This window comes from Bartonella sp. LJL80 (assembly GCF_054871565.1).
The window spans coordinates 407522-425392 of sequence record NZ_JBTXLM010000002.1 but is presented as its reverse complement, the minus strand read 5'-3'; the positions used below and the strand labels follow the sequence as shown (position 1 = coordinate 425392).

18 protein-coding genes are annotated in these 17871 nt (G+C 49.2%); 3 read left to right on the top strand and 15 right to left on the bottom strand.

Annotated elements, in window-relative coordinates; all coding sequences use genetic code 11:
• Nucleotide 1 precedes the first annotated feature (1 nt).
• Entirely contained in the window at nucleotides 2–2242 is a 2241-nt protein-coding gene (secD, locus tag ACYSNS_RS06250; RefSeq protein ID WP_461722276.1) for a protein translocase subunit SecD, read from the bottom strand.
• 232 nt (nucleotides 2243–2474) lie between these two features.
• Nucleotides 2475–2891: a preprotein translocase subunit YajC gene (gene yajC, locus ACYSNS_RS06245; RefSeq protein WP_461722275.1), complete on the bottom strand. Its 417-nt coding sequence runs from the start codon at nucleotides 2889–2891 to the stop codon at nucleotides 2475–2477.
• A 248-nt stretch (nucleotides 2892–3139) separates the two neighbouring features.
• On the opposite strand from yajC, the gene ACYSNS_RS06240 reads away from it, so the two are divergent.
• Nucleotides 3140–4006: an ATP-binding protein gene (locus ACYSNS_RS06240; RefSeq protein ID WP_461722274.1), complete on the top strand. Its 867-nt coding sequence runs from the start codon at nucleotides 3140–3142 to the stop codon at nucleotides 4004–4006.
• Nucleotides 4007–4099: 93 nt separating this feature from the next.
• Here the strand turns inward: ACYSNS_RS06240 and ACYSNS_RS06235 are convergent, their stop codons facing one another.
• The 13 genes from ACYSNS_RS06235 to ACYSNS_RS06175 form a co-directional block, all read right to left on the bottom strand.
• Complete coding sequence (locus ACYSNS_RS06235) at nucleotides 4100–5212, bottom strand: peptidoglycan DD-metalloendopeptidase family protein (protein ID WP_461722273.1); 1113 nt, start codon at nucleotides 5210–5212, stop codon at nucleotides 4100–4102.
• Between the two features lie 374 nt (nucleotides 5213–5586).
• On the bottom strand, nucleotides 5587–6246 hold the full coding sequence (locus ACYSNS_RS06230) for a protein-L-isoaspartate(D-aspartate) O-methyltransferase (protein ID WP_461722272.1): 660 nt from the start codon (nucleotides 6244–6246) through the stop codon (nucleotides 5587–5589).
• A gap of 2 nt (nucleotides 6247–6248) precedes the next feature.
• Nucleotides 6249–7013, bottom strand: coding sequence for a 5'/3'-nucleotidase SurE (gene surE, locus ACYSNS_RS06225; protein ID WP_461722271.1), 765 nt, complete (start codon nucleotides 7011–7013; stop codon nucleotides 6249–6251).
• A 21-nt stretch (nucleotides 7014–7034) separates the two neighbouring features.
• Nucleotides 7035–8312 carry a serine--tRNA ligase gene (gene serS, locus ACYSNS_RS06220; protein ID WP_461722270.1) on the bottom strand — a complete coding sequence of 426 codons (1278 nt, stop codon included), beginning with the start codon at nucleotides 8310–8312 and terminating at the stop codon, nucleotides 7035–7037.
• A 62-nt stretch (nucleotides 8313–8374) separates the two neighbouring features.
• Nucleotides 8375–9172 carry a twin-arginine translocase subunit TatC gene (gene tatC, locus ACYSNS_RS06215; protein ID WP_461722269.1) on the bottom strand — a complete coding sequence of 266 codons (798 nt, stop codon included), beginning with the start codon at nucleotides 9170–9172 and terminating at the stop codon, nucleotides 8375–8377.
• Nucleotides 9169–9810, bottom strand: a complete 642-nt coding sequence (gene tatB, locus ACYSNS_RS06210) for a Sec-independent protein translocase protein TatB (protein WP_461722268.1) — start codon at nucleotides 9808–9810, stop codon at nucleotides 9169–9171. Before tatB ends, tatC begins: the two co-directional genes overlap by 4 nt.
• A 42-nt stretch (nucleotides 9811–9852) precedes the next feature.
• Nucleotides 9853–10194: a twin-arginine translocase TatA/TatE family subunit gene (locus ACYSNS_RS06205; RefSeq protein ID WP_461722267.1), complete on the bottom strand. Its 342-nt coding sequence runs from the start codon at nucleotides 10192–10194 to the stop codon at nucleotides 9853–9855.
• An 85-nt stretch (nucleotides 10195–10279) separates the two neighbouring features.
• Complete coding sequence (gene scpB, locus ACYSNS_RS06200) at nucleotides 10280–10966, bottom strand: SMC-Scp complex subunit ScpB (protein ID WP_461722266.1); 687 nt, start codon at nucleotides 10964–10966, stop codon at nucleotides 10280–10282.
• Nucleotides 10959–11753 (bottom strand): segregation and condensation protein A, encoded by a 795-nt coding sequence (locus ACYSNS_RS06195; protein WP_461722265.1) that lies wholly within the window; start codon nucleotides 11751–11753, stop codon nucleotides 10959–10961. Before ACYSNS_RS06195 ends, scpB begins: the two co-directional genes overlap by 8 nt.
• A gap of 61 nt (nucleotides 11754–11814) precedes the next feature.
• On the bottom strand, nucleotides 11815–12831 hold the full coding sequence (gene nagZ / locus ACYSNS_RS06190) for a beta-N-acetylhexosaminidase (RefSeq protein WP_461722264.1): 1017 nt from the start codon (nucleotides 12829–12831) through the stop codon (nucleotides 11815–11817).
• Between the two features lie 44 nt (nucleotides 12832–12875).
• Nucleotides 12876–15005, bottom strand: coding sequence for a molybdopterin oxidoreductase family protein (locus ACYSNS_RS06185; RefSeq protein WP_461722263.1), 2130 nt, complete (start codon nucleotides 15003–15005; stop codon nucleotides 12876–12878).
• 55 nt (nucleotides 15006–15060) lie between these two features.
• Nucleotides 15061–15912, bottom strand: coding sequence for an EamA family transporter (locus ACYSNS_RS06180; RefSeq protein WP_461722262.1), 852 nt, complete (start codon nucleotides 15910–15912; stop codon nucleotides 15061–15063).
• 215 nt (nucleotides 15913–16127) lie between these two features.
• Entirely contained in the window at nucleotides 16128–16256 is a 129-nt protein-coding gene (locus ACYSNS_RS06175; protein ID WP_461722261.1) for a hypothetical protein, read from the bottom strand.
• Nucleotides 16257–16258: 2 nt separating this feature from the next.
• Between ACYSNS_RS06175 and ACYSNS_RS06170 the strand changes: the two genes are divergently transcribed.
• Together ACYSNS_RS06170 and ACYSNS_RS06165 are read left to right on the top strand one after the other, a co-directional pair.
• Nucleotides 16259–16933: a L,D-transpeptidase gene (locus tag ACYSNS_RS06170; protein ID WP_461722260.1), complete on the top strand. Its 675-nt coding sequence runs from the start codon at nucleotides 16259–16261 to the stop codon at nucleotides 16931–16933.
• A 29-nt stretch (nucleotides 16934–16962) separates the two neighbouring features.
• Nucleotides 16963–17820 carry a 23S rRNA (adenine(2030)-N(6))-methyltransferase RlmJ gene (locus tag ACYSNS_RS06165; protein ID WP_461722259.1) on the top strand — a complete coding sequence of 286 codons (858 nt, stop codon included), beginning with the start codon at nucleotides 16963–16965 and terminating at the stop codon, nucleotides 17818–17820.
• Nucleotides 17821–17871 lie beyond the last annotated feature (51 nt).

The following is a 17871-nucleotide window of genomic DNA, read 5'->3' as shown; positions in this document are numbered from 1 at the left end:
TTTATTCCTGTCCAATATTGGTTGACGGCTTCACACCCAATAGGACCAATAGCGGGCCGGCTATAAATATCGAGGAATAGGTTCCAATCACGATACCTAACAGCAGAACGGAAGCGAAATCCTTCATGTCTGCACCGCCAAAATAATATAATGGTATATGAGCGACCAAAGTTGCAAGCGATGTCAAAATTGTCCGTGAAAGGGTACGGTTTATCGCAATATCCACCATTGAAGTCATGGCAATGCCGCCCTTGCGTTTCAGAAGAAAACGGATGCGGTCATAAACGACGATCGTATCATTCAATGAATAGCCGATAATTGCCAGTAATGCTGCGATACTCCAAAGGTTGAACTGCCATTGGAACAGCAAGAATACCCCGACAAGAATGATAATATCGTGGACAGTTGTCAACACAGCACCAAGGGCAAACTGCCACCGGAACCGCAGCCAGACATAACCGAAGATTGCCAGCAGTGATACTATAATTGCCAATGCGCTTGCACGGCTAAGCTCGTTTGACACCGTAGGGCCAACGACATCCATACGCTGCAACGTATAATCATGGTCGAACTCCCCGCGAAGCTTTACCGCAACTGTTTGTTCGGCATCTTCGCCATTTCCCTGGCTCGCTATCGTCAAAAGCGCTTCAGAAGGCTTTTTCGAGGGTGATACGACCACTCCGCCAATATTCAGGTCCATGACCCGATCGGCAACATCATAGAGATCTGCCTGACCTTTTTTCGCTTCGAGAACCGCTAGTGAACCACCGGTAAAATCGATGCCGTAATTGATGCCAGCCGTCCAGAATAATCCAGCCGTCGCCAAGATGAGAACGAGTGAAAAACCTAAAGTCACTTTTCCCAGTTTCATGAATTGGATACTGGTATTTTGGGGGATAAGCCGGATGATGCGTTGCGGTATTTCACGCGGTCGGAACGTTCTAATCCACCAACTGATCATCATGCGTGTAAAGGTGAATGTCGTGAACAATGACGTCAAAATGCCGATCGTGACAGTTAACGCGAAACCATGTATCGGGCCAACACCGAGCATAAACAGAACAACGGCTGCAATCAGGGTTGTAACATTCGCATCCAAAATGGTGCTGAGAGCACCGGAGAACCCCGCTTCAATTGCTTGCGTTACTGAATAGTTTTGCCGTCTTGCCTCGCGTATGCGCTCATAGATGAGAATGTTGGCATCAACGGACACGCCAATTATAAGCACCAGTCCCGCAAACCCGGCAAGCGTCAAAGGTGTTCCGATAAGACTGAGTACGGCAACCAGAATGCAGAGATTTCCCGCAAGGGCAATATCGGCTGCAAGTCCCAAAAGACCGTATGACAGGATCATAAACAACGCGACCACGATTAACGCGCCAAAGGCCGCGTAAATACCGGCTTTGGCATAATCCGTGCCAAGGTCTCCGCCGATCGTACGCTCTTCAATGAAGGTCAGATCCGCTGGCAAGGGGCCGGTTGCCAGCACGGTTTGCAGGTTTTGTGCGACATCGTCCGGCAACGGGCCGACGCGGATATAGCCGTCATTGATCGGAACAGGAAACCGCAAAGCAGCCAGAACTTCGTTATCAAACACGATAATCAAACGTTTTTGCGGGCTATTATGGGTGAAATCCGACAGTTTCTTTTGGCCGTCACTATCCAATGCCACCGTGAGCATAGAGCGATTATTTGCCTGCTTTTCAGCATATGCACCGGCAACCTCGGCATTGGTCAAAAATGGTGTTTGCTTCATAAGATAGCCGGTCGGCGGGTCATCCATGGAATAGCCAATAATCGATCCCGCTGGTAAGGCAACCTTGCCCGTTATCACATCGTTGGCTGATACCGAACTATCTTCCTCATAAAGCGAAAGACGCGCAGTGACACTAACAATGTCTTTGAGCAATTGAACATCGAATAATCCGGGAACTTCAATCCGTATCTTGTCATGTCCCTGCTTGCTGATAGTGTAGTCGGCGAAATCAGCCGCGCCAACATCGAGCCTGCGCTGCATGACATTTATGGTTTCCTCGCGCTTATCGATAGCATCACTGGGCAATTGCACAACGAGGCGAGAGCCGCCCTGTAAATCGATCCCCATAGGCAGATGGAGCGTTGCATACCATTGTGGAAGCTTTGATAAGACTGTTTGGGGCAGCATGTTGGGCAATGCCACAACAAATCCCAGCAATATTACAAGCCAGATCAGGAGCCGTTTCCAGCGGGGAAAATAGAGCATGACAGGCTCCTAAAACGCGTCAAACCTTGTTTCTGCCGAACAAAGTCATCATGGTTGCAAATAACCCTAATCTTTTAGCATAGAAATTGCTGCGCAAAATAGCAAAACTCTGCATTTCACGTCCGCTTTATCACATCATGCGGACCTGATTAAAGAATCAAAGGTTCCCGCATAGCGGGAACCTTTTCTAGCAAAAGTCTAACAGACTTCAAAGTACCTGTTGAAGGCATGATTATGCTTCAGGTGTTTCGTCCTTGTTGTCGGCCTTCGGAGCTGCTTTTTTAGCCGGCTTGCTTTTGGCAACAGCTTTTGGCTTTGTTTCTGCAACAGGCTCGCCCTTTACACGGACGTCGGCCAAGGTCGAACGCAGAACGCGTATACGTGTATTTTCGGCAATTTCGACTTCAACTTCACCGTTTTCGTCATTGACCTTGGTGACTTTACCAACAATACCGCCGCCTGTGACAACAGTATCCCCACGACGAACAGCATTTAGCATTTCCTGCCGCTTCTTCATTTGGCCGCGCTGTGGGCGGATAATCAAGAAATACATAATAACGAAAATTAAAACGAAAGGCGCAAATGTCATCAGTGACGACATTTCACCCGAAGCGCCTGCTGCCTGTGCGTAAGCGTTGGTAATAAACATTGATGTCTCCTCGTCGGTAAGGACACGGGCTTACAACGCCCGTTCAGATTATATTGTCGAGCAAAAGGTTGCCGGCCGGCATAACTTTTGCAAGACATTCGGGTAACCGCATCACGCGGTCGTGATTTCTATATTGGCATTAAAGCCTTGCCAGCCGGAACGCAACCGGCAAAACTTCGCTTGCGAGAGATTTTGTCTGTTCAGTATATATGTTAACCAGAACCTTTTTCATCTGTCGGAAAATTAAAATGAGCGAAAATGAAATTCTCATCCAGAAAATGGATCAACTTATAGCCGTTTTAAGTCGTATGGCTCCACCTGAGCCGGCACCTTTGGACTTGGACCGCGCCGACTGTTTTGTATGGGACCCAGACAAACTGTTCCTTCAACCGGTCACCAAGGTAAATCGTATTGATATAGAACTGATCAAAGGCGTCGAAACCGTTCGCGACACGCTTCTCGACAATACACGGCGCTTTGCAAATGGTCTTCCGGCAAATAATGTTCTCCTTTGGGGCGCGCGCGGGATGGGCAAATCATCCTTGGTCAAGTCCGCTCAAGCCGCGGTTAACGCCGAGAGTCGTGAAGGTTTTCCCCTTAAACTCATTGAAATCCATCGTGAGGACATCGATTCCCTCCCAATCCTGATGGGTGAATTAAAGAAAACGGACTATCGATTCATCCTTTTTTGTGATGATCTTTCGTTTGATCATGATGATACATCATATAAATCGCTCAAAGCTGCACTTGACGGTGGTGTTGAAGGACGTCCCGATAATGTGCTTTTCTACGCCACGTCAAACCGCCGTCACTTAATGCCGCGCGACATGATCGACAATGAACGTTCTACGGCGGTTAATCCGTCGGAAGCCATTGAAGAAAAAGTTTCTCTTTCAGATCGGTTCGGACTTTGGTTGGGCTTTCATAAATGCAGCCAAGATGAATATCTCGAAATGATCAATGGCTATGTTCGTCATTACGGTTTGGTAGATTCGCCTGAAACAATCCGCCGCGATGCTTTGGAATGGGCTACAACACGCGGCAATCGATCAGGCCGCGTCGCCTGGCAATTTATTCAAGAGTTGGCGGGGCGACTTGGGAAGCCACTCACCTAACGGCAAAAAGCCCGAACGAAAAGTTCGGGCTTTTTCTATCGTTATCAGATCATCGTGGCTCGGCTGTAGCAGCCTTTCAGCCGCTTTAAACGTTTAGTTCTCGAGATACTTCACCGGATTGACGGGTGATGAATTCTTACGAACTTCAAAGTGTACACGCGGTGTTGATGCATTTCCAGACATACCGGATTTCGCGATTTCATCGCCACGGCGAACTTTCTGACCACGTTGGACCAGAATTTTGCTGTTATGCCCGTAGACCGTTACGATATTGTCTTCATGACGAATGAGTACCGTGTTGCCGAACTCTTTCAACCCATCACCCGCATAAATAACGACGCCATTTTCTGCAGCTTTTACCGATGAGCCTTCCGGAACCATAATGTCGATACCGTCATTGGTACTTGTTCCTTCCTTCTGGCCGTAGCTTGAAAGAATGCGTCCTTGAGCAGGCCAGCGCATTTTGGAAATACCGGTAGCCTGAGGGGCAACAACGGCAACCTGCTCGGCCTGCTGGATTGTTGTATCGCCGCCCTTGGCAACGGCAGGTTCGGCCACTGTTTTCGCAGGTTCAGCTTCTACGGTCTTGGCAGGAGCTACATTTTGCGCTGCCGGTTGAACAGATGTCGTTGTTTTCGGCGCATTCAATGTCTGGCTGCTTGATGTCGCAGCAGATGCTACAACCGTTGAGTTCTGCGAGGCTGGCGAGGCATTGCCATGCCCACCTGGAACAATAAGTGACTGCCCCACGCGGATTGCACCATTACTCAAACCGTTTGCAGATTTTAGCGAATCAACACTGGCACCGGTTTTACGCGATACGCTGAAAAGCGTATCACCGCTTTGAACAATGTAGGAGCCGCTTTTTGCAGTCGATGTGGCAGAATTGGCTGGCATCGTCCCGAGATTTTGCGGTGGCGTTCCCATAGTTTGACCGGCAGAAGCAACCTGCGTTGACTGTTGCGATGCAGCGCCATAGGTGGGCTGCGACGCGGCCGGCGGCAGCTCGCTACTCTGGATCGAACCAGTTGTCTGCGGCATCTGCTGATAAACAGGCTGCTTATTGATGGCTTGCTGCTGGTTTGGCGTTGCACCCGTATAGAAACTGTCGGTAAAGCGCTGGGTACCGGAACTACATCCCGTCACCAATCCCGCTACAACCAAAACTGCCGCACCCTGTAGATAGCGGCGAGAAGCTTTACTCATTACTTTCAAACACATGGTTTCTGCCCATTTACCCGATACTCAACTGCGGCCATTAAATAGCGTTAATGTTACCCGACAGTTAAAATCCGTTTTTTTTATGTTATTTTTTTTAACCATCATTTAAAAAAAACGAGAATGCTGTATCTCAGCCGGAAAACAGCAGGTGCCGACATCGGCAGAAAAGCTCGAGCGATGCGTTTTTTAACACAGCGAGACCTATTGCATGTATCGGTTTATTGCATTTACACGACATACATTAACTATCCATATTATCGCGTATTAAAGCGCGAAAACCGATACGCACTTTTCGCTACACGCTTTATTGGCTTCCGAAGATGACGTGAGAAAGATGGATGGCAACGGAAGCGGGGGCGTTAAAGCGCAGCAGCCACACCTTCAATGAAAGGTTGATAACGCACTTTGAACATATCAGCGCGCTCGAAACGGCTTCCGGTTTTTGTATAGCGAACGACCATTTGAACATCATCTGCCGGGCCAATCGCCTGAATGAGAATACCGTTACCAGCCAATAGATCCAGGAATGCCTGCGGCTCCTGGTCTGTCGATGGCCATATCACAATCCGATCAAATGGCCCTGCCCCGGAAATCACCCGACTGCCGTCCATTTGCCTTAGAACGATGTTGTCGATCTCCAAGGCATGAAATCTTTGACGGGCAAGATCACACAAGGTCTTATAGCGTTCAACCGTTGTCACCCGACCGGCGAGCCGTGACATAACGGCTGCGGTAAAGCCTGAGCCTGTGCCAATTTCCAACAAACGATGCTTCTTTTCCAATGAAAGGGCTGACATAATAAAAAGCTGTTCTTCCAGCCTTTCAATATACTCGCCGCATTCAATCGGAACGACTGCATTGTCATATGCGGTTTCTATATAGGGCGCCGAGAGAAATTGCCGACGTGATGTGCGTTCAAGCGCTGAAAAAAGCCGCACATTATCCAGTCCCCTTCCCCGCATTCTAAGGACGAGACTTGCAAGTTCCTCTCGTTCTGACAATGGTACAGCTTGCGTCATTTTTACTCTTCAGCCAAAGCTTTTACCAGCATATCGCGTGACCGATAAGCGGTCAGATCGAGTTGCAATGGCGTTATAGAGATCGCATTATCGCGGACTGCACGCAAATCCGTATCTTCAGCGGCATCGGCCGAACCGCGGCCAAAATGCATCCAATAATACGGAAAGCCGCGTCCATCTGAGCGCTCGTCAATACGGATATCGTGCGCAAGCTTACCTTGCACCGTTACACGCACATCCGACACTTCCGTTGGCGCGCAGGCTGGAAAGTTCAAGTTCAACAACACACCTTCAGGCACCGGGGCTTTGATAAGCTTACGCAAGATTGCCGGTGCGCACATTTCAGCTGTGCCCCACGGAATATCGCGGCGACCATTAAGCGTTTTATACTCCTGTGACAAAGCAATGGATCGGATGCCCAACAAGGTTCCTTCCATCGCACCGGCCACCGTACCTGAATAGGTTACGTCATCGGCAAGATTGCCCCCGGCATTGACGCCGGACAAAATCAGGTCCGGTGGTTCAGGCAAAATATGCCGTACCCCCATAATAATGCAGTCCGTAGGAGTGCCACGCAATGCAAAATGCCGCTCATCAATAGAACGTAAGCGCAATGGATCGGATAGGGTTAAAGAATGCGCCAGACCACTTTGATCGGTTTCCGGTGCAACAACCCAAACATCATCGGAAAGCTGGCGTGCGATACGCTCAAGAACAGCCAAACCCTCTGCATGTGTCCCGTCATCATTCGTCAACAATATACGCATCGGTTGCTCCTTATTGTGATTTCAAGCCTCTATACGTTCCAAACCACCCATATAAGGACGCAGAACATCCGGTATGACGACCGAGCCATCTGCTTGCTGGTAGTTTTCCAGAACAGCTATCAGACAACGACCGACGGCAGTTCCCGAACCATTCAATGTGTGCACAAAGCGCGGTGTTTTTTCGCCATCCTTGCGATAGCGTGCATTCATACGCCGCCCTTGGAAATCGCCACAGACAGAACAGCTCGAAATCTCCCGATAGGTATCCTGACCAGGTAGCCATACTTCTATATCGTAGGTTTTGCGCGAACCGAAACCCATGTCCCCCGTACATAGCACGATAGTCCTAAAGGGCAGTTCCAACCGCTTTAACACATCCTCGGCGCAATCAGTCATCCGTTCAAGTTCTTGAAGGGAACTATCCGCATCCGTTATCGACACCATTTCAACTTTCCAGAACTGGTGCTGGCGAAGCATACCGCGGGTGTCGCGCCCTGCTGAGCCCGCTTCAGAACGGAAGCATGGGGTAAGAGACGCGAAACGTAAAGGTAACTCCGCAATATCCAAAATCTCGCCACTGACCAAATTTGTCAAAGGTACTTCTGCCGTGGGGATTAGCCAGCGTCCGTCTGTTGTTTGGAAAAGATCTTCAGCGAACTTGGGCAATTGTGCCGTACCATAAACGGCATTATCGCGCACGAGGATGGGCACAGAAACTTCGCGATAACCATGTTCGCCAATGTGCAGATCCAGCATGAATTGACCAAGTGCACGTTCAAGTCGGGCGAGACCTCCTGAAAGAACGGTAAACCTTGCCCCCGACAGGCGGCTTGCCCGTTCGAAGTCCATCTGGCCCAGCCCCTCACCAATATCGAAATGCTCTTTTGGAACAAAGTCGAAAACACGCGGCTCGCTGAACTTGCGTATTTCGATATTATCATTTTCGTCTTTGCCAATAGGGACATCATCCAAGGGTATATTGGGTATACGTGACAAGGCGTCTTCCAAGGCAAGTGTCAGGCTCTTTTCCTCAGCTTCTGCGGAAAGAAGAAAAGTCTTAAGGTCTGCAACCTCGCCTTTTAACGCTTCTGCACGTTCCTGATTGCCAGACGCCATCGCCTGACCGATCTCCTTGGATGCGGCATTGCGTCTTTCCTGCGCATCCTGCACCTTGGACACATGATTGCGACGCTCCAAGTCGAGCGCAAGCAACTTATCAGCCTGCGGTTCGGCACTTCTTTTTGCCAAGGCCTCATCAAGCAATTGCGGATTTTCACGTATCCATTTGATATCAAGCATAGGATATTCCTGTTTGAAACTTCATTATCAATTCTGATTGTTCTTAGCTGACAAAACCTTCATCAGGAAGCCTTATCACGTTCTTTGGCCTGTTTCTTTTCTATCCAGCGCGAGACGAGAATTGATACTTCATAGAGAAGGATTGTAGGCAATGCGACACCGAACATTGTGAAAAAATCGGATGGCGTGACCATTGCTGCAATAATAATCGCGATCAAAATCGCCCATTTGCGTTTCGACACCAACATATCCGATGTCAGCAAACCAACTTTTGTCAGCAAACTTGTGACAAGTGGCAACTGGAAGATCAATCCAAAAATCAGGATAAAAGACGTCATAAAACTCAGATAATCAGAAATACGCGCTATAAATTCAACCTTGAGATGTGAATCCGGCAACAGTTGCTGTGAAAGGCTGAACCATAGCATCATGGGCGCCATAACACCGTAAACGAAAGCGCCGCCCAACAAAAACAGGATTGGTGCACCTACCAAGAACGGCAGAAACGCCATGCGCTCATTCTTATAAAGGCCGGGCGCTATAAAGCTGTAGAGCTGAAATGCCAAATAAGGAAATGATAGAATGACAGCACCGAAAGCTGCAAGCTTCATCTTGGTGAGGAAGGTTTCCCAAACCTGCGTTGACTGCAATCGAATATTTTCAGGATCACCACCAGATATTTTCATCGCCCACTGATAAGGCCAAAGCAGCATATTGAGGATGTAGTCTTTGACCAGAAAACAAATAATGAAAGCAATAAAAAAAGCCACGAGGCCAGCAATAATACGCTGACGCAGCTCAATCAGATGGTCCAGAAGGGGCGCGGCACTGGCTTCAACTTCGTCTTCTTCCACACTCACGACTGTATTTTCCTATTTTTTTTGGGCGTAGCTTGCTGAGCAACGCGGGGCGTTGCTTTTGTCGCAGTTTTACCGGTCTTGCCATTCGATGCTGATACAGCTTTGGTTTGTGACTTGGATTTCGAAGAGACACCGGTTTCAGCAGGCAATGCCGAGTCCGCCTCATTGATCCGCGCGGTTCGCTTCCGCGGCGCCGGAAGCTTTTTCTTTTTATCGTCGGGCTTTTCCAACGGTTGCGCGGTTTCGGCTTCCATAGCCTCCACTCGTCGCTCAACGCCATGATCCAAGCCGCTGTCTTCTGATGCGTTTCGCTCTGTGTCGTCCTTTTGTTTCAATGTATTGCTAACATCGATACTTGCTTTAACATCCTTCGCAACATCACGGATAGGATCGAACATTTTTGTCAATTTATTGCGCGGATCGAGATCGGTTACATCAGAGATCGTCTTTTGAAGATCATCAAGCTCGGCTTCGCGCATCGCATCATCAAACTGCCGACGGAATTCGTTTGCAGTTGCACGCATACGCGAGGTTGCCTTCCCAAATGCCTTCAACATTTTAGGCAGATCCTTCGGGCCGACCACCACAATCAGCACAATCAGAATGACTACGAATTCAGGTCCGTCAATTCCGAACATTCATTCAAACCCGGCTTTGTTTCATTACCATCAAACTACATTTCACGACTTGGACTTTGTCGTTTTACGTGCTGGCGTTTTTGTTGTTTTTGCTTTCGTTGTACGGGCAGAGGTTGATGTCTTCGCCGATGCGGTTTTTTGCGGCGCTGCTCTACGCTTAACGGGTGCGGGCGCAGGTTCAGGCTGCACATCAATCGTCTTCATCGCAGGCGGTGTTTCGACGGTTTCTTCTTCCGTCTCGTCTTCATCTTTCATTCCCTTTTTAAAGCTTTTGATACCTTTGGCAAAGTCGCCCATGAATTCAGATATCTTGCCACGTCCGAAAAGCACAAGGATGATCAGCAGAATAACGATGAGATGTGTTGGTGAAAAAATATTTCCCATTATAAACTCTCTTAAAATCTAGAACTGTCGTCTGGTTCTATTCATAGTCACTTTTTACAAGTCTTTCAAACACAACCATGTGTAATTACGTATTTTCTTCGGCATCAAGCGGGGTAAGAAGCCCCAGTTGTTCCAAATCGATATCCTCAAGCGGCTCCTCATCATCGGTAAGCGCATCAGGATCGGCCGAAGGTGCTGGCATTCTGAAATTAACCGGAAGTCTTGACGATAGAAGGCCAGCGCCTTTTAATTCTTCCATACCGGGAAGGTCACTGATGTCGGGAAGACTGAAGTGATCAAGAAAATCATTCGTCGTTCCGTAAGTCACCGGTCTACCCGGTGTACGACGACGTCCGCGAATTTTTACCCATCCTGCTTCCATTAAAACATCCAGCGTACCTTTTGATGTTTCAACGCCTCTTATATCTTCAAGTTCCGCACGCGTGACAGGCTGATGATAGGCGACAATCGCCAGAACCTCCAAAGCCGCACGCGATAAACGCCGCGGGCTCTCTTCTTCGCGATTTAATAAGAATGCCAAATCCGGCGCGGTGCGAAACGCATAGGCGTCGCCCACTTTAACGAGGTGAACACCGCGATTTTGATAATCTTCGGCCAGAACTTGCATGATTGCATCAATATTGCTGCCAGCCGGCAGACGTTCTTCCAATGCGCGGCGGGTGACAGGCTGGCTTGACGCGAAAACCATGGCCTCAGCCATACGCACCAGCTGGGGTGTGAAATTTAGCTCGCCATTATTGGATTCAACCATTGTCTGGCACCGTCGTGGTCGAAGGGAGAGCTCGTAGATAGATCGGCGAGAACGCCCCTTGTTGACGGATTTCCATCTGCCCTTCCCTAACCATTTCCAAGCTGGCGGCAAACGCACTTGCTAATGCCGTGCGGCGTTCGGCAGCGGTGGGAATATAAGCAAACAGGAATTCATCCAGCGCTTTCCAATCAACAGCAACCCCCAAAAGACGATGCAGCAGCTGACGGGCCGACTTTAGAGACCAGACCGTGCGCTTACCAACTTCTACATGACTTACCGCCTGTCTTTGACGTAATCCGGCATAAGCCGTCAGCAAGTCGTAAAGAGAAGCATCATAAAGATGCTTTTTTTCCACAATTACCATTTCCGGGTCGGCACGCTTGAATATGTCTCGGCCTAAGCGGTTGCGATTGACTAAACGCCCTGCGGCTTCACGCATGGCTTCCAGTCTTTGCAATCGAAACTGCAGGAGCTCGGCCATTTCCTCGCCGCTCTCTCCGTCATCGCTGGCTGCCTTGGGCACCAGCAAACGAGATTTCAGATAGGCCAGCCAAGCCGCCATCACCAGATAATCGGCAGCCAATTCCAACCGTAGCAAACGCGCTTGTTCGACAAACTCTAGATATTGCTGCACCAGCGCAACAATGGATATCCTTGAAAGATCGACCTTTTGGTTGCGCGCCAGATGCAGCAAGAGATCCATCGGACCTTCAAACCCTTGAACGTCGATCACTAGTGTCGGCTCGCTTACCCCATGATCATCGGTAGGCGTCCATATTGTGTCCATGGCCTTTTGCGCATGGCCACTGATCTGTCTTTTTGCATTCGGTGCCAATTTTCAGTACCCACTAAGCAACAGCTAATAATGCATCAAACTCGGCCCGCAATGCTACTTCATCCGCATCGTCAGGCTGGCGCATAGTCTGGCACGCATTGTCCGCACGTTGCAACGCCTTTCCGCTCAAAACAGGTGTTTTGGCGGCTATAGCACGCATTTCGTCAATATGGCCATTGCAATGGAGAACTAGATCACATCCGGCTATAAAGGATTGTTGCGTCAAAGCACCCAAATCGCCCGATAATGCTTTCATCGAAAGGTCATCGGTCATCAAAAGACCGTCAAAACCTATTTCATTTCGGATGATCTTCTCGACCACGATTTGTGAGAGTGTTGCGGGTTTTTGGCTGTCGATGGCTTCATAGACAACATGCGCTGTCATCGCCACAGGCAGGTCCGACAATGCCTTAAACGGAACAAAATCGTGTTTTTTCAACGTATCAAGCGTCGCATCGACATGGGCAAGCTCCAAATGGGTATCACAAAACGCCCGCCCATGGCCGGGAATATGCTTCATAACAGGTAAAACACCGCCAGCTTGCAATCCTTCTGCAGCTGCCCGTCCCAATGCACTGACCGTTTCTGGATCGTGGGCATAAGCGCGTGCGCCGATAACATCGTGCGCTCCATCCACCGGTACATCAAGCAATGGCAGGCAGTCGGCGTTGATACCCAAGCGCCGCAGGTCAAACGCATGCAAACGCGACATAATCCATGCCGCCCGCAAACCCTTTTCCTTATCGTTATGATAGATGTTTCCTAAAGTGGCAGCAGGCGGATAGTCCGGCGCCAGCGGCGCGCGCAAACGCTGCACCCGACCGCCTTCCTGATCAATGAAAATAAAAACATCGTCCCTCCCGCTTGCAGAACGTAATGACGCTGTCAGATGACGAACCTCTTCTGCCGTACCGATATTGCGTGCGAACAATATGTAGGCCCAAGGCTGATTCTCGGTGATGAAAGCTTCTTCCTCTGGCTTTAAAACGAGTCCGGACACACCGGTGATCATGGCTTTCAAATTTGACATTTTGCGCTTACCTTTGCTTGCACTATGCGATTTCAACAACAGCGTTAATTAGCCAATACGTTTTCTTTAGGGATGACGTCCAGCTTTTTCACCCACACTTTAATGTCATGAACAGCCAAACCGCCGTTTGGAGCCGGTGAATCGGCGCCGGTCAGTACGTTGATGCCCTCGCCTCGTAGGAAACTGCTATTGGGAAACAGTCCGGCAGATATGACAATGCCCCGCCTCACGCCAGAAAATATTTTTGCATGAAGCACAACTTCTCCGCGTTGATTGCCAATTTCCACCAACTCACCATCGTCTACACCATATTGCGCAGCATCTTCGGGATGCATCATCAGTTCTGGTCGCCGTTCCTTTTGCATCGACGTTTCGGTTTCTGAAAATGAAGAATTCAGGAAATTATGTGCCGGTGACGTTGCAAGCCGGAAAGGATGCTCCGCATCCACATTTTCCAAAACGTCCCACTGATCTGGAAATTCAGGCATTGATTGATACGGCCCCAGATGACCCATCGTTTTTGGCGGGGTGTCGGGTGAAACGCCGCCTGTCCATTGGGGCTTGAAACGGAATTTTCGGTCTGGCCAGGCAAAGCCCTTCATAAAATGCGCCCGCTCAAAGTCTGGTTGTACGTCAAGCCAACGTTTTTCCCGCAATTCATTATATGTGCCTCGTTTGCTTAGCCGCAACATTGTATCGATCAGTTCTATGGCTGTCTTATCAAAGCCCGGATGATGATCCAGTCCCAAACGTTTCGCCAATTGGTTTATCACATACAGGTTTGGTTGCGGCCCGGCTGGAGGCTCGATCAGTTTAGGGCCCAGCAGAATATGTTGCTGACCACCTCCCCTATAGATATCATCATGTTCGAGAAACATTGTCGCGGGCAGCACAACATCGGCAAGTTTGGCGGTATCGGTCATAAACTGCTCGTGCACGACCGTAAACACATCCAAGCGAGAAAGACCTTCGTGCACGAGCCGCTGTTCGGGCGCGACATTGGCAGGATTTGTATTCTGGATAAACAAGGCCGTTACTGGTGGTCCGCCATAGAGTTCGACTTCGTCACGTGCGAGAATTCGTCCGATTTTCGACTGGTCAAGCGCGCGAATCGTTGGATCAGCGAATGACTGGCCTTCGATTTCGTTTTTGTTCAATGCGAAAATACTCGCATTCGACAAAAACGCTCCGCCGCCTTCATATTGCCATGCGCCAAGCACGGTCGGCACTGACAATGCTGCATGCATAGCTACGGCACCGTTGCGCTGGCGGGTAAAACCATATCCAAGACGAAAAAAGCTGCGTTTGGTCGTTCCCACCATTTTTGCAAATAGTTCGATATCTTCAACCGGGACACCGGTCATATCCGAAGCCCATTGCGGTGTTTTAAAACGCAGATGATCTCGCAACCCTTTGGGGTCGTCGCTATAGCGCTCCAAATAAGGCCAATCGGCGAAACCATCGCGGAAAAATACATGCATCAAAGCACATGCAAGGGCTGCGTCAGTGCCGGGCTTCAAGACCAATCCCAAATCTGCTTGTTTGACCGTCGCACTTTCATAAATGTCGACAGCTATGATTTTTGCACCGCGTTCCTTTCGCGCTTTGACGGCATGTGTCATCACGTTGACCTGCGTGCTCGCCGCATTTGTTCCCCATATAACAATGCAATCGGATTTCGCCATCTCGCGTGGATCGACGCCCGCAATGCGTCCTGTGCCGGCGTAGTAACCCGTCAATGCTGTATTGGTACAAAAAGTGGAAAATTGATGGGAATAACGTCCCGCATGGCGAAGCCGATTGATGGAGTCTCGCTGTACCAACCCCATCGTGCCGGCAAAATAATACGGCCATACCGTTGTGGAGCCATAGCTTGCTACGGCTTTCTGGAAACGTTCAGCTATGAGGTCGAGCGCGATATCCCATGAAGCTTCTTTCCAGTTCCCCTCGCCTTTCGCCCCTGAACGAACCAATGGCCTTAACAGCCTTTCAGGGTGATGAATTCTTTCGCTATAGCGGGCAACTTTTGCGCAGATAACGCCAGCTGTATAGCTGTTTTCCTTCGAGCCGCGTACGCGCCCGATGCGATTGGGCGCCAAAATCTCGACATCAAGGGCACAGGTTGAGGGGCAATCATGCGGGCATGCACTATGACCAATTGTTTTATCGTTCATCAGCAAATGGCATCCTGAATATCTTATAAACACTCTTTTAACATCGTAAGGCCGATCATGCCAGCCGCACCGCAATTACACCGCAAACGATAAAAACAGCAGCAATCATACGCGCCAATCCTATTTTTTCGCGAAGAACAACAAAAGACAGGATAATTGCAAAAAGTATGGATGTTTCACGCAATGCCGCTACAACGGCAACAGGCAAAAACGTCATAGCCCATAATGCCAAGCCATAAGCGCCTAGAGAAAGCATGCCGCCTAGAATACCGAGCCACCAATATCGGGTAATATAGGTCACAAACACAGTGCGCCGTTCTTGCTGCAATAATGCATAGGCCACGCGCGGTGCACCAATAAGAAAGAATATCCATAATATATAGCCAGAAGGAGAACCAGAAATTCGAATGCCTATGCCATCCAGTACGGTATAACAAGCCACCAAGACTGCATTGACAAATGTTAAAGGCAAAACAGCCGCATCTATTCTGCCGGCCCTTCGCAAAGCCTCTAGAGCCAACACACATACGCCGAACGATATCAGTAGAATGCCAATCCAACCCCGCCACGTTAGGCTTTCACCAATAAGGGGGCCGCTTACCAATGCAATGAATAATGGCGGCATACCCCGCATGATCGGATAAGACTGGCTGATATCACCCCTTTGATAAATAATACCAACAAGTGCCATGTAAGTGATCTGGATGGCGATCGAAACAAGCATGAAAGGCATACTTGCCATTGTTGGAAAGTCTACAAAAGGCAATCCCAACAATGCGAGAAAGGCTGATCCCGCCATGAATGCTGTCGTGTTCAACGTTGCGTGGCCATTGAGCTTAACCAATATGCTCCAGCCTGCATGCATCAATGCGGCGCTCAAAACCACCAAGACCATTAAACCCGACATCAAAGTCTATCCCGTTTTACGCCTTATAGCGATCACTGCGCGATGCGTTTACGCAACTATGTTGATTGATTTGAGAGAATGACACAAACAGTTGTATAAACACCGCACATCTTTGTGATAAAAGCGACATCCGTAGAAACTTGCATCAAGCACTGTGTGCTCCATCTTGCTAGAACAGAGCGTGATGCAATCCTCGCGCAAGGTTATATGCATATTCATAAAAACCATAAACCTACCATTTGATCAACGCCGGGAATCGATAATTTTGGCCATAAGCAGACGAACATTTTTGATCGCAGCACCAACTTTTCTGGCAGGCTGTACTTTTCGTCATCCAGTGCCATCAATGGTACCTTTGGAAAGCAACGGCGGCACCGTTTATGTTGAACCACAAGCTTCGAAAAGAACTGTCCTACGCAAGTCGCCATCGTCGCCACAGGCTCGCTCACTCGATTCACAGGCCGTTGCAAATTATTCGGCCCGCATCGACAATGGCGTTCCTGTAAAAGCTGTCGACATCAGCCGCTTCAACCCAGACTATCTGCGGCAGGAAGTCGCCTTCAATATGCCTTATAAGCCCGGCACTATCGTTGTCGATCCGAATAATTTTTTCTGCTATTTCGTCTTGCCGCAAGGTCGGGCTGTCCGTTACGGTGTTGGTGTTGCCAAAACATCTGCCACCGATTTTCAGGGCGAAGCAACCATTGGGCGCAAAGCTGTGTGGCCGTCTTGGCGACCAACCGACAACATGATCCGGAAACAACCACAGCGCTACGGTCATCTGACGGGCGGTATGAAAGGCGGCCCCACCAATCCGTTGGGTGCGCGTGCACTTTACCTTTACCGTGGCGGTCAAGATACGCTTTTCAGACTACATGGTACAACGGAACCGTGGTCAATCGGAAAACGCGTTTCATCGGGTTGTATCCGTTTTCTCAATCAGGATATTATAGACCTTTATAGCCGTGTATCTGTGGGTGCTCGCGCTGTGGTGCTGCCGCATAAAATGGGCCTTGGCTGACCCATGCCAGACATGTTAAGTCAGCGCTCATGAATTATCGCCATATCTATCACGCTGGCAATTTTGCCGATGTATTCAAGCATATCGTCATCAGCCGCATCGTTGAATACCTCAAACACAAAGACCAAGCGTTCCGTGTGGTCGATACGCATGCAGGCATTGGTATCTATGATCTTTCTTCTCAACAAGCCCAGAAAACCGGGGAATGGAGGGATGGCGTAGGTCGTTTCTTGGAAACACCCGTGCCGACAGATTTACAGCCGCTTCTGGCGCCGTGGTTGAATATTGTCAACGAAATGAATACCCGCAGTCATCCGCTGAAGCGTTATCCCGGTTCTCCTATGATTATTCGCCAGTTGTTGCGTCGACAAGATCGGTTGACCGCAATTGAACTTCATGAACAGGACTATCAGCAATTAGCCAAAAATTTCGCAGGTGATTATCAAACCCGCGTCTTACATCTCAACGGTTACCTTTCGTTGGGCGCCCATCTTCCCCCCAAAGAAAAGCGTGGGCTTGTAGTTATTGATCCCCCGTTTGAAGAGGCGGGCGAATTTCAAAAAATGACCGATGGGCTGATAAAAGCCTATCGGCGTTTTCCGGGCGGGACTTATGCATTTTGGTATCCGGTAAAACATTATACCGAGCTGGAAAATTATCTAAGCGCATTATATGATACGGAAATCCCAAAGATCCTAAGGCTGGAACTGCGCATCCGCCGGTCTTCAGACCAACCGGGACTCAATGGGAGCGGTATGATTGTGGTTAATCCACCCTATATTTTGCAAAAGGAGATTGAGGCATTAAAGCCCCTATTGCTCCAGCGGCTGGCGCAAGATAAACATGCACAGCTCATTCAGGAATGGGTACGTGGTGAAGCTGTTTGATCTTGACGGAACAGACACAATGCAACACATTGAAGCTACATAATGACAGGA

Bases quoted from the DNA above. Each gene is read 5' to 3' on its own strand.
- ACYSNS_RS06195 (WP_461722265.1), bottom strand. From the start codon at position 11,753: ATGGACACAATATGGACGCCTACCGATGATCATGGGGTAAGCGAGCCG.
- ACYSNS_RS06240 (WP_461722274.1), top strand. From the start codon at position 3,140: ATGAGCGAAAATGAAATTCTCATCCAGAAAATGGATCAACTTATAGCC.
- yajC (WP_461722275.1), bottom strand. From the start codon at position 2,891: ATGTTTATTACCAACGCTTACGCACAGGCAGCAGGCGCTTCGGGTGAA.
- ACYSNS_RS06230 (WP_461722272.1), bottom strand. From the start codon at position 6,246: ATGACGCAAGCTGTACCATTGTCAGAACGAGAGGAACTTGCAAGTCTC.
- scpB (WP_461722266.1), bottom strand. From the start codon at position 10,966: ATGGTTGAATCCAATAATGGCGAGCTAAATTTCACACCCCAGCTGGTG.
- surE (WP_461722271.1), bottom strand. From the start codon at position 7,013: ATGCGTATATTGTTGACGAATGATGACGGGACACATGCAGAGGGTTTG.
- tatB (WP_461722268.1), bottom strand. From the start codon at position 9,810: ATGTTCGGAATTGACGGACCTGAATTCGTAGTCATTCTGATTGTGCTG.
- serS (WP_461722270.1), bottom strand. From the start codon at position 8,312: ATGCTTGATATCAAATGGATACGTGAAAATCCGCAATTGCTTGATGAG.
- ACYSNS_RS06170 (WP_461722260.1), top strand. From the start codon at position 16,259: ATGGTACCTTTGGAAAGCAACGGCGGCACCGTTTATGTTGAACCACAA.
- ACYSNS_RS06175 (WP_461722261.1), bottom strand. From the start codon at position 16,256: ATGGCACTGGATGACGAAAAGTACAGCCTGCCAGAAAAGTTGGTGCTG.
- nagZ (WP_461722264.1), bottom strand. From the start codon at position 12,831: ATGTCAAATTTGAAAGCCATGATCACCGGTGTGTCCGGACTCGTTTTA.
- ACYSNS_RS06180 (WP_461722262.1), bottom strand. From the start codon at position 15,912: ATGTCGGGTTTAATGGTCTTGGTGGTTTTGAGCGCCGCATTGATGCAT.
- ACYSNS_RS06165 (WP_461722259.1), top strand. From the start codon at position 16,963: ATGAATTATCGCCATATCTATCACGCTGGCAATTTTGCCGATGTATTC.
- ACYSNS_RS06235 (WP_461722273.1), bottom strand. From the start codon at position 5,212: ATGAGTAAAGCTTCTCGCCGCTATCTACAGGGTGCGGCAGTTTTGGTT.
- ACYSNS_RS06205 (WP_461722267.1), bottom strand. From the start codon at position 10,194: ATGGGAAATATTTTTTCACCAACACATCTCATCGTTATTCTGCTGATC.
- ACYSNS_RS06185 (WP_461722263.1), bottom strand. From the start codon at position 15,005: ATGAACGATAAAACAATTGGTCATAGTGCATGCCCGCATGATTGCCCC.
- secD (WP_461722276.1), bottom strand. From the start codon at position 2,242: ATGCTCTATTTTCCCCGCTGGAAACGGCTCCTGATCTGGCTTGTAATA.